Source organism: Mycobacterium sp. NGS22 (assembly GCF_059813095.1).
Map to the genome: position 1 here is coordinate 231,220 of NZ_JCALDY010000008.1, position 10,652 is coordinate 241,871.

At 67.2% G+C, this 10,652-nt stretch carries 13 protein-coding genes; 8 read left to right on the forward strand and 5 right to left on the reverse strand.

Annotation, left to right across the window (positions count from 1 at the left end):
• Window position 1: 1 nt before the first annotated feature.
• Window positions 2–1,120 (reverse strand): DUF1214 domain-containing protein, encoded by a 1,119-nt coding sequence (locus AC5Y47_RS10525; protein WP_499943897.1) that lies wholly within the window; start codon window positions 1,118–1,120, stop codon window positions 2–4.
• On the reverse strand, window positions 1,117–1,692 hold the full coding sequence (locus AC5Y47_RS10530) for a TetR/AcrR family transcriptional regulator (RefSeq protein ID WP_499943898.1): 576 nt from the start codon (window positions 1,690–1,692) through the stop codon (window positions 1,117–1,119). Before AC5Y47_RS10530 ends, AC5Y47_RS10525 begins: the two co-directional genes overlap by 4 nt.
• Before the next feature lie 112 nt (window positions 1,693–1,804).
• Here AC5Y47_RS10530 and AC5Y47_RS10535 point away from each other — a divergent pair, with 112 nt between their 5' ends.
• Together AC5Y47_RS10535 and AC5Y47_RS10540 are read left to right on the forward strand one after the other, a co-directional pair.
• On the forward strand, window positions 1,805–2,968 hold the full coding sequence (locus tag AC5Y47_RS10535) for a sulfotransferase family protein (protein WP_499943920.1): 1,164 nt from the start codon (window positions 1,805–1,807) through the stop codon (window positions 2,966–2,968).
• A gap of 10 nt (window positions 2,969–2,978) precedes the next feature.
• Window positions 2,979–3,863, forward strand: coding sequence for an alpha/beta fold hydrolase (locus AC5Y47_RS10540; protein WP_499943899.1), 885 nt, complete (start codon window positions 2,979–2,981; stop codon window positions 3,861–3,863).
• 2 nt (window positions 3,864–3,865) lie between these two features.
• Here AC5Y47_RS10540 and AC5Y47_RS10545 read toward each other — a convergent pair whose 3' ends face one another.
• Window positions 3,866–4,471, reverse strand: coding sequence for a TetR/AcrR family transcriptional regulator (locus tag AC5Y47_RS10545; protein ID WP_499943900.1), 606 nt, complete (start codon window positions 4,469–4,471; stop codon window positions 3,866–3,868).
• A 125-nt stretch (window positions 4,472–4,596) separates the two neighbouring features.
• Here AC5Y47_RS10545 and AC5Y47_RS10550 point away from each other — a divergent pair, with 125 nt between their 5' ends.
• Window positions 4,597–5,925: a cytochrome P450 gene (locus tag AC5Y47_RS10550; RefSeq protein WP_499943901.1), complete on the forward strand. Its 1,329-nt coding sequence runs from the start codon at window positions 4,597–4,599 to the stop codon at window positions 5,923–5,925.
• On the opposite strand, the gene msrA is transcribed toward AC5Y47_RS10550, so the two are convergent.
• Entirely contained in the window at window positions 5,922–6,437 is a 516-nt protein-coding gene (gene msrA / locus AC5Y47_RS10555; protein WP_499943902.1) for a peptide-methionine (S)-S-oxide reductase MsrA, read from the reverse strand. The two genes, AC5Y47_RS10550 and msrA, sit on opposite strands and share 4 nt — an antisense overlap.
• An 82-nt stretch (window positions 6,438–6,519) precedes the next feature.
• Between msrA and AC5Y47_RS10560 the strand changes: the two genes are divergently transcribed.
• The 3 genes from AC5Y47_RS10560 to AC5Y47_RS10570 all read left to right on the forward strand — a co-directional run bounded on the left by AC5Y47_RS10560 (window position 6,520) and on the right by AC5Y47_RS10570 (window position 8,514).
• Complete coding sequence (locus tag AC5Y47_RS10560; protein WP_499943903.1) at window positions 6,520–7,026, forward strand: nuclear transport factor 2 family protein; 507 nt, start codon at window positions 6,520–6,522, stop codon at window positions 7,024–7,026.
• A complete protein-coding gene (locus AC5Y47_RS10565) occupies window positions 7,023–8,048 on the forward strand; it encodes an NAD-dependent epimerase/dehydratase family protein (RefSeq protein WP_499943904.1) in 1,026 nt (341 codons plus the stop codon). The genes AC5Y47_RS10560 and AC5Y47_RS10565 overlap by 4 nt, the downstream gene beginning before the upstream one ends.
• 91 nt (window positions 8,049–8,139) lie before the next feature.
• Window positions 8,140–8,514, forward strand: a complete 375-nt coding sequence (locus tag AC5Y47_RS10570) for a DUF427 domain-containing protein (protein ID WP_499943905.1) — start codon at window positions 8,140–8,142, stop codon at window positions 8,512–8,514.
• On the opposite strand, the gene AC5Y47_RS10575 is transcribed toward AC5Y47_RS10570, so the two are convergent.
• Window positions 8,511–8,855 (reverse strand): nuclear transport factor 2 family protein, encoded by a 345-nt coding sequence (locus AC5Y47_RS10575; protein WP_499943921.1) that lies wholly within the window; start codon window positions 8,853–8,855, stop codon window positions 8,511–8,513. The genes AC5Y47_RS10570 and AC5Y47_RS10575 overlap by 4 nt on opposite strands.
• Before the next feature lie 98 nt (window positions 8,856–8,953).
• Here AC5Y47_RS10575 and AC5Y47_RS10580 point away from each other — a divergent pair, with 98 nt between their 5' ends.
• Together AC5Y47_RS10580 and AC5Y47_RS10585 are read left to right on the forward strand one after the other, a co-directional pair.
• Complete coding sequence (locus tag AC5Y47_RS10580) at window positions 8,954–9,865, forward strand: DNA-3-methyladenine glycosylase family protein (protein ID WP_499943906.1); 912 nt, start codon at window positions 8,954–8,956, stop codon at window positions 9,863–9,865.
• 76 nt (window positions 9,866–9,941) lie between these two features.
• Window positions 9,942–10,487, forward strand: a complete 546-nt coding sequence (locus tag AC5Y47_RS10585; RefSeq protein WP_499943907.1) for a Dps family protein — start codon at window positions 9,942–9,944, stop codon at window positions 10,485–10,487.
• Window positions 10,488–10,652: the final 165 nt, after the last annotated feature.

Consider the following 10,652-nt stretch of genomic DNA (forward strand, 5'->3'; position numbering starts at 1 on the left):
GCTACACGCTCGGTGATGACGCCACCCTCGTAGGCGCCTCCGAGAGCTTCACCAGTTGCACTTCGGGCCGCGCCGGCACCTCGTCGGCCAGGAACCAGCGAAACGCCAGGTTTCCGCGCGGATAACCCAGCGTCGTCAGCGAATTCGGGTGCGCCGTCGTGCCGTTGGACAACACGACCGTGACCGAGCCGTCAGCGTTGGGAACCGCGCTACGGCAGTTGACCGAGCACCGGCCGTCTTCGGCGCCGTAGGTGGCCATGAACTGGTTCCACACCACCAGATTCCAGAACCTGCACGGCGGTGGCCGGTGTGTGATGACCAGCGCCTCGTCGTCCTCGAGCACGAAACTGCCGTAGGCGTAGCAGGCGTCACGAGCCGACCAGCCGAAGTTGGCATCGGGCACCTGGTAGGGATCGGCGAATTGGTTTGCGCTGTAAGCGACTTCGTGCCCGAGTGCGTGCCCGTCCTGAGTGCGTACGCCCACGGCCAGCGGAACGATGGCGAACATGGTGCGCATCCAGGTGGCGATCGCGCGCAACCTGGCCGCGGTCTCGGCGTCGCCGTGCCGGATCGGGTCCGGCTCGTCGAGCGCTTCGATGTGCCAACTGACGGGCCGCCCGGTGACCGGGTCGGCCTGGTAGTCGCGCGTCATGAGCACCGCGGCATCGGGTGTCGGCGGGAACTCGAAGGTGAAGTTGCCGTCGGCATCGACATCGAGGTCGGTGTCGCGGACGATCGCGACCACCCGGTCGGACCAGACGCCGGGCGAAGGTTCGTTGTAGGCGGTCAACGAGAAGTACACGCTGTCGCCCTTGTTGCCGCTGATGCGGTAGCGCCGCTGCGGATCGACCGGGCAGACGAAGTAGTAGGCGTCGGTGTTGTCACCGCCCCACCGCCGGTCGCGCCGGGACGGCGTGTTGACCGCGACGAACTGGGGCCGACCGGGCTCGGGGAACAGGTAGGTGTCGAAGCCGACGCCCAGGGTGGTGGCCAGCATCCGGTAGCCGTCGGCGACGTGGCGGTCGTCGGTGACGGCTTTGTCGCCTTCGAGGAACGATCGGTCCAGTTCCCCGAGTGTCGCCAGGAGTTCCTGCCAGGCGCCGGTCGATTCGTGTGTCATGCGCCGATTCCTTTCAGCAGCAATGTGGTGGTGCGTTCGACCCAGGCGTCGTCGAGTTCGCTGATGCGGGTGAGTAGCGCGATCAACGTCAGGCCGGCGATCGCCTCGGCCAGCTCGGGGGCGCTCACGTCGGGCCGGACCTGGCCGCTGGCCGCGGCGCCGCGGAGGCGTTCGGTCAGCCCGCCGGCGAAGATTCCGGCGAACCGTTCCAGCAACGCCGAATGCAGGCTCGGGTCGGCGGCCATCTCGGCGACCAGGCCGGGCAGCGCCGCTTTGGCGGCGGGTGTGGTCAGCACGGCGGTGGTGCGCCGGACCATCTCGCGGAGATCGTCGGGCAGCGACCCGCTGTCGGGGATCTCGGTCGCGGCGTCGATCGGGAACACCGCCTCGTGCACCAGGTGAGCCTTGCTGGGCCAGCGACGGTAGATGGCGGGCTTGCTGGTGCCGGCCCGTTCGGCGATCGCCGAGACCAACAGGCCCGGGTACCCAGTTTCTGCGAGCAGCTCGACCGTGGCGCGCAGTACTGCCGCGTCGATACGCGGATCCCGAGGGCGGCCCAGATCTACTACCATTACGAAACTCAGAGTAACATAACTCGCCGTGACCGATCCCGCTCGCCAGCCCGTCCAGCTCGACGACCTGGGGCGGCCCCGGTTCAGCGCCGAGGCCCAGCCGATCCTGGACATGATGGCCGCGATGGCCCCCCAGTGCCCGCTGCAATCTGAGGCATTGCACGCCCGGGCCAGCGAGGACACCGGCCTGACCGACTTCGGCGCCGATGACTACCGCGAACGGCTCGACGTCTACCTGACCGCGCTACGCGAGATCGACGGCCTGCATGAGGCCGGGGTGGTCAACTTCTTCGGCCAGCTGCTGCAGCTGCTCAAGAACCGGCTGCTGTTGACCGATCTGCAGCGCCGCCATCCGGAGATCGACGACATCGAGTTGCGTGCGCCGGTGGTGATCGCCGGGTTGCCCCGCACCGGCACCACCCACCTGCACAATCTGCTGGCCGCACCGCCCACCTTCCGCACCATGCCGTACTGGGAGAGCAACGAGCCGTTCCCGCTACCGGCTGAACACGGCATCGATCCGGACCCGCGCCGCGCCCGTATGGACGTCGCGGTCAACGTGATCAACCTGGTGATGCCGCATTTCGCGCTCATGCACGAGATGACCACCGACCACGTCCACGAAGAAATCCAGCTGCTGGCCAACGACTTCTCCACGATGCTGTTCGAGACGCTCGGCGACGTGCCCCGCTGGCGGGACTACTACCAGACCCACAACCAGACGCCGCACTATGTCCACCTGGCCCGGCAACTCAAGGCAATGCAGTTCCTGCGCGGCGGCAGGCGCTGGCTGCTCAAATCCCCCCAGCACCTCGAACAGGTGCCCGTGCTGAACCGCGTCTTCGGCGACAGCATCGTGATCTTCACCCACCGCGACCCCGTGCCGGTGGCGCTGTCGATGATCGCGATGATCACCTACTCGGCGCGGATGCACCGCTCCCCGGTGCCGGTCCGGGAGATCGCCGACTACTGGATCGACCGGTTGGAGTACATGCTGACCGCGTTGGTCCGCGACCGCGACACCATCGGCCCGGACCGTTCGGTCGACGTTCGCTTCGACGACTTCATGGCCGACGAACTCGGCGTCGCCGAACGCGTGTACGCGCTGGCCGGTGAACCTTTCACCGACGAGGTACGCGGCGCCGTCGGTGACTATCTGGACGGCCATCGACGGGGCCGGCTGGGCAGCGTTGAGACCTCGTTCGAGATGTTCGGGCTGGACGGAGCCGATCTGCGGAAACGCTTCGCCCCCTACGTGGAGCGGTTCTTGCAGTAGTTTTTCGGGCATGACCACCATGCCCGAGTTGGACGGCGTCGAACACCGCTACGTGGACCTCGGCGACGGGCTCACCATCCACGTCGCGGAGGCCGGCCCGGCCGATGGTCCGGTGGTGATGCTGGTGCACGGGTTCCCGGAGAACTGGTGGGAATGGCACGAGCTGATCGGACCGCTCGCCGCCGACGGGTACCGGGTGCTGTGCCCGGACCTGCGCGGCGCGGGCTGGAGCTCGGCGCCGCCGTCGCGGTATCTCAAGAGCGAGATGGCCGAGGATCTGGCCGGCGTCCTGGACCATCTCGGCATCGACACGGTGAAGCTCGTCGCGCACGACTGGGGTGGACCGGCGGCCTTCATCATGATGCTGCGCCATCCCGAGAAGGTGACCGGATTCTTCGGGATGAACACCGTGGCGCCGTGGGTCAAACGTGACCTGGGCTCGATCCGCAACAGCTGGCGGCTCTGGTATCAGATCCCGATTGCGGTGCCGGTGCTCGGTCCGCGACTGCTGCGCGATCGCAAGGCCCGGTTCGCCCGCGCGCTGGGTTCCTGGGTCGGCGGCGGCTTCAACCTCGCCGACGAAGACATCGCTGTCTACATCGAGCGGATGCGGCAGCCCGGCCACGCCGAGGCCGGTTCGCGGTGGTATCGCTCGTTCCAGGCCGGGGAAATGTTGAGCTGGATGCGCGGCGAATACGACTCGGCTCGAGTCGAGGTGCCGGTGCGCTGGCTGACCGGTACCGAAGACCCGGTGATCACCCCGGATCTGGCCGACGAATATGCCGACCACATCACGGATTTCGAGGTCGAGCTGGTTCCCGGGGTGGGGCACTGGATCGTCCATCAGCGCCCGGACCTGGTGCTGGACCGAGTGCGCGCGTTCCTGCGTCTCTAGCCCTAGTGTCGCGGCCCGAGTAGCGCGATGGACGCATCCACCGCCGGCTCGACGATGTCGCGCGCGGGCTTACCGTCCTCGACGGCCAGCGCGACGAGTTCCCGCAGGCCGCCCACCAGGATGACCGCCAACGGCGGCGTCAGTGGCGGCAAGCCGGCGCGCCGGAAACCGGGGCTGCCGCTCAGGTCGATCAGCAGGTTGGTCAACAATTCCAGCCCTTGCCGCTGCACGGGGCGAGCGATGTCACCCAGGTACGGCAGCTCCCGGATCCAACTCAGCGCAATGGCCGGCCGGGATTCGATGCTGCCGACATAACCTTCGACGGCTTGGCGAATCTGGTTGTGCCAGTCGGCCTCTGGGTCCACCGCGCCGCGGATGTCGGCCGCCATGATCTGGACCTCCAACCGCAGCAGTTCCAGGAAACACTGTTCCTTGCTCGGGAATTGGTCATAGAAAGTGCGCTTGGAGGTGCGCGCGTGGCGGACGATGTCGGCGACGGTGGTCGCGCGGTATCCCCGCTCACGGATCGACGCGTCGAGGCCGTCGAGCAGCCGAAGCCGGAACGGGTCGGGTTCGGCCGACACCGCGTCGTCGACAACCGCCGTCACGTAACGAACTCCTCCCGATCCGCTTGTCATGCGTGGTACCACCGAGTACCGTACCAGGAAAGGCCGGTGGTACATCGCAGTACCAACCCCCGTTCTCCGGGTTTCGAGGAAGGAAGTCGCGCTCGATGAGCCAAGCAGTGACCGACGCCCCAGTCCTACCGGCCGGCAAGGCGCCACCGGCGGCCCGACTGCCGAAGCTGTTGCAGGGTATGGGTTTTGCGTTGGTACGGCGGCGGATGCTGCAGAGCTTCACCCGGCGTCTCGGCACCGCGTACACCCTGCACATCCCGATGTACGGCCGCATGCTGGTCGTCTCGGATCCACGACTGGCCAAACAGGTCTTCACCACCAGTCCCGACGTGTTGGGCAATATCCAGCCCAACCTGAGTCGCATGTTCGGCTCGGGATCGGTGTTCGGCCTCGAGGGCGAAAATCACCGGAGACGGCGTCGGCTGTTGGCACCGCCGTTCCACGGCAAGAGCATGAAGAACTACGAGACGATCATCGAGGAAGAGACCCTGCGCGAGACCGCTGACTGGCCCGAAGGCCAGGCGTTCGCGACCCTGCCGTCGATGATGCACATCACCCTCAATGCCATCCTGCGCGCGGTGTTCGGAGCTGAAGGTGCCGAACTCGACGAGTTGCGCCGGATCATTCCGCCCTGGGTCACCCTGGGCTCGCGGCTGGCAGCTGTGCCCATGCCGCGGCGCGCTTTCGGCCGGTTCAGCCCGTGGGGCCGGCTGGCCGAATATCGCCGCCGGTACGACCTGGTGATCGACAAGCTGATCGACGGCGAACGGGCGGACCCGAACTTCGCCGACCGCAACGACGTGCTCGCGCTGATGTTGCGCAGCACCTATGAGGATGGTTCGGTCATGTCGCGCAAGGACATTGGCGACGAGCTACTGGCGCTGCTGGCCGCCGGCCACGAAACCACCGCTTCCACGTTGGCCTGGGCCTTCGAACGGATCACCCGCCACCCAAAGGTGTTGGCGGACTTGGTCGAAGAGGCCGACAACGGTGGCGGCGAACTACGCCAAGCGACCATCCTCGAAGTCCAACGCTCCCGGACGGTCATCGATCTGTCCGGCCGGCACGTCTATCCCGAGGTCTACCAACTCGGCGACTGGGCGGTTCAGCGCGGCGAATCGATCGTCGTCAACATCGGGCAGATCCATGAGAATCCGGAAGTCTTTCCCGATCCGGAGCGCTTCAACCCGCAGCGCTACATCGGCGGCAAGCCCTCCACGTTCGCCTGGATCCCGTTCGGCGGCGGCACCCGTCGCTGCGTCGGCGCCGCATTCGCGAACATGGAGATGGACGTGGTGCTGCGAACGGTGTTGCGCCAGTTCGTCATCGAATCCACGACGGCACCCGATGAACGTCGCCACTGCCGCGGGGTCGCGTTCACGCCCAAGGACGGTGGGCGCGTGGTCGTGCGCCGGCGCCGCTAGCGCTGCGCGTCTGCCCGCCGCGGCAGCTTCCAGCCGGGCCGCACGAAGTGGCAGGTGTACCCGTGCGGGTAGCGCAGCAGATAGTCCTGGTGCTCGGGTTCGGCCTCCCAGAAATCACCGACCGGGCTGACCTCGGTCACCACCTTGCCGGGCCACAGGCCGGACGCGTCGACGTCGGCGATGGTGTCCAGCGCGATGCGCTTCTGCTCGTCGTCGACGTAGTAGATGGCCGACCGGTAGCTGGGTCCGCGGTCATTGCCCTGCCGGTCCTTGGTGGTCGGGTCGTGGATCTGAAAGAAGAACTCCAGCAGCGTGCGGAAGTCGGTGGCCGACGGGTCGAAGATGATCTCGACGGCCTCGGCGTGCCTGCCGTGGTTGCGGTAGGTCGCATTCGGCACCTCGCCGCCGCTGTAACCGACCCGGGTGGACACCACCCCGGGCTGTCGACGGATCAGATCCTGCATGCCCCAGAAGCAGCCGCCGGCAAGGACCGCTCGTTGCGTGCTCGTCATTTCTGTCCTCCTAACCGGCCCGGGGACCGGCTCACCGCCGCAACGCCCCAGGCTACACTCCGCCCGTGAGGTGTAACGGCGCGTGAGCAGCCCGGAATTCCCCCGCAGCGAATTGGCCGCGGCCTTCGAGAAATTCGAGCAGACGGTGGCCCGTGCCGCCGAGACGCACGACTGGGACGCCTGGGTCGAGCACTACACCCCCGACGTCGAGTACGTCGAGCACGCAGCCGGCACCATGCGCGGTCGCGACGAGGTGCGCAGCTGGATCCAGCGGACCATGACCGCGTTTCCGGGCAGCCACATGGTCGAGTTCCCGTCGTTGTGGTCGGTGATCGACGAGCCCACCGGCCGGATCATCATGGAGCTGGACAACCCGATGCGCGACCCCGGCGACGGCAGCGTGATCACCGCGACCAACATCTCGATCATCACCTACGCCGGCGACGGCCTGTGGCGCCGTCAGGAAGACATCTACAACCCGCTGCGCTTCGTGCAGGCCGCACTCAAGTGGTGCCGTAAAGCCCAGCAGTTCGGCAACCTCGACGAGGACGCCGCGCGGTTCCTCCAGCAGTACGGCGGCACGCAGTGAGTGCCAAACCCAAACTGGTGATCGGCGCCAACGGGTTTCTGGGTTCCCACGTCACCCGGCTACTGGTCGGGGACGGCCACGAGGTGCGGGCCATGGTGCGCGCGGGCGCCAACACCCGTTCCATCGACGACCTGTCGGTCACCCGCTTTCACGGCGACGTGTTCGACACCGCCACCGTGCGTGAGGCGATGGACGGCTGTGACGACGTGTACTACTGCGTCGTCGACACCCGCGCCTGGCTGCGCGACCCGGCGCCGTTGTTCCGCACCAATGTCGAGGGCCTGCGCAACGTGCTCGACGTCGCGAAAGACGTTGCGCTGCACAGGTTTGTGTTCACCAGCACGTACGCGACGGTGGATCGCCGGCACGGGCACGTCGCGACCGAATCCGACCGGATCCCGCCAGATCGCCGGGTGAGCCCGTACGTGCAGTCCCGGGTGCAGGCCGAAGACCTGGTGATGAGCTACGTCGCCGAGCACAACCTGCCGGCGGTCGCGATGTGCGTCTCCACGACGTACGGCACCGGCGACTGGGGCGGCACCCCGCACGGCGCCTTTATCGCCGGCGCGGTGTTCGGCAAACTGCCGTTCCTGATGAAGGACATCCAACTCGAGGTCGTCGGTGTGCAGGACGCGGCGCGGGCGATGATCCTGGCCGCCGAGCACGGCCGAAACCGTGAGAAGTATCTGGTCTCGGAGAAGATGATCCCGTTGACCGAGGTGATCCGCATCGCCGCCGACGAGGCCGGTGTGCCACCGCCGCAACGCTCGATCCCGGTGCCGGTGCTCTACGCCCTCGGCGGCCTGGGCAGCCTGCGGGCCAAACTCACCGGCAAGGACGCCGAACTCAGCCTGGAGTCGGTGCGGATGATGCGGGCCGAAGCCCACGTGGACCACGGCAAGGCGGTGCGGGAATTGGGTTGGCAGCCACGTCCGGTCGAGGAATCGATCCGGGAGGCGGCCCGGTTCTGGGCGGACATGCGCAAGCCACAGGCGGCGCGCGACCTGTTCAAGCCGGACTGATTGTCCGGGCACCGGTGCCGTAGCTGGACCGGGCGGGAATGGCCGATTCCGGGGTCGCGTTGAAATCGGTCATCGACGAAAGAGGTGCAATATGAGCCACCCGGAAATCAAGGAACCCAGCGCCGGGCACCCGATCACGATCGAACCGACCGTCGGCCGGGTTCAGGTCCGCATCCGCGGCGAACTCGTCGCCGACACGACCGCGGCCCTGGGACTGCAGGAGGCCACTTTGCCTCTGGTGCAATACATTCCGCTGGCCGACGTGGTTCAGGGCCGGCTCACCCGCTCCGACACCGCCAGCTACTGCCCGTTCAAGGGCGAAGCCAGCTACTACAGCGTGACGACGACGTCCGGCGAGACCGTCGCGGACGCGATCTGGACCTACGAGAACCCGTATCCGGCGGTCGCGGCGATCGCCGGGCACGTCGCCTTCTACCCGAACAAGGCCGAGATCGAGGTCAATTAGGGGAACACCTTCGCCAGCGACTGCGTGTCGGTGTACTCGCGCACCGACACGATCAGCCCGTCGCGGGTGTCGAAGATGCAGACGAACGGGCTTTCGTACTGGAGGCCGTCCGCTGTGGTGCCGTCCACCTGGCCCTCCACGACCACCGTCTCGCCCTCGTTGACGCAGCGCAGCAGGTCGATGTTGCACTCGAAGACCTTGCGGCGCCGCTCGAAGGCGTCCCGCAGCTCCTGCTTGTCGTATTCCACCCGGGTGACGATGCTCCAGTAGGTGAAGTCGTCGCTGAGCAGCGTGAAGCCCTCGTCGGTATCCCCGCCCTCGCACATGCTCTGCAGGAACATCCAGGCCAGCTCGGCTTGCGGGTCGTCGAAGGGCGTCGTCACACCGTCATCCTGTCTCGACTGACTGTTTGCGGTCAATCAAGCGCAGACTGGTCACGATGCAGATCGCGCGAACCGTGACGTTCCCCGGAGCCGGCGGCTTCGGGCCCGCCTTGGCGCCGCACCGGCGCGGCCACGGCGACCCGTGCTTCCGTGCCCCGGGTGACGGAACGATCTGGCGCACCAGCCTGCTGCCCAGCGGACCGGTGACGGCGCGCATCAGCCGCGTGAGCCGCGACACCGCCCGGTGTGACGCGTGGGGCGACGGTGCCGCGGAGTTCGCCGAGTTGTTCCCGGCGATGCTGGGCGCCGACGACGACTCCTCGGACTTCGTGCCGCACCATCCGACGGTGGCCCGCGCTCACCGCATGGTTCCGCACCTGCGTCTCGGGCGCACCGGGCAGGTGCTGGAAGCCCTGATCCCGGCGGTCATCGAGCAACGCGTCCCCGGAGCCGACGCGTTCCGGTCCTGGCGGGTGCTGGTCACCAAGTACGGGACCCCGGCGCCGGGTCCGGCGCCGGAGGGAATGCGGGTGCGGCCCTCGGCGGACGCGTGGCGGTACATCCCGTCCTGGGAGTTCCACCGCGCCAACGTCGATCCCGGGCGGGCCCAGACCGTGGTGCGGTGTGCGCGGGTGGCCTCGTCGCTGGAGCGCCTGACGTCGCAACCGGCGGCCCAGGCCCGCGAAGCGCTGATGTCGCTGCCCGGTGTCGGGGTGTGGACCGCCGCGGAGACCGCGCAACGGGCGTTCGGTGACGCCGACGCGCTGTCGGTCGGCGACTACCACGTCTGCAAGATGATCGGCTGGACGCTGCTGGGCTATCCGATCGACGACGCCGGCATGGTCGAACTGCTCGAACCGATGCGTCCGCATCGGCACCGGGTGGTGCGCCTTTTGGAGGTCAGCGGGCTGGCCTACGAGCCGCGCCGGGGGCCGCGACTGCCGGTGCAGCAAATCCACACGCTGTAGTGGCGATGGTTAAGGCCGTGGCCATCGGGTATTCGGTCCGGGAAAAGACGTAGGCGAGTTTTTCAGGGAGAAACCGATGACGCAGTTCACCATTCCGGGCTTGGGCGACAAAGAGGCGGCGCGACTGACCGAGATCCTGCAGCGGCAGTTGAGCACATACAACGACCTGCACTTGACGCTCAAGCACATCCACTGGAATGTGGTGGGCCCCAACTTCATTGGCGTACACGAGATGATCGACCCGCAGGTCGATGCGGTCCGGGGTTTCGCCGACGACGTGGCCGAGCGCATCGCCGCGCTGGGCTCCTCGCCGAAGGGCACTCCGAGTGCCATCATCGAGGACCGGGACTGGGACGACTACTCCGTCGGCCGCGACACCGTGCAGGCGCACCTGGCGGCGCTGGACCTGGTTTACAGCGGTGTGATCGAAGACATCCGCAAAGCCATCGAGGAGACGGACGAACTCGATCAGGTGACCCAGGACCTGCTGATCGGACAGGCCGGTCCGCTGGAGAAGTTCCAGTGGTTCGTCCGGGCGCACCTGGAAAGCGCCGGCGGGCAGTTGGCTCACCAGGGCGCGTCGACTGAGAAGGACGCGGCGGAGTCTGCCCGCGGGAGCTGAGGGTGTGAAGCCTGGGCGTTGGGAGTGAAGCCTGGGTGTTGGGAGTGAAGGTCGGCGCTGAGTGTGAAGCCCGGCGTTGGGAGTGAAGCCTGGGCGTTGGGAGTGAAGCCAGGCGTTGGGAGTGAAGCCTGGGCGTTGAGTGTGAAGCCTGGGCGTTGGGAGTGA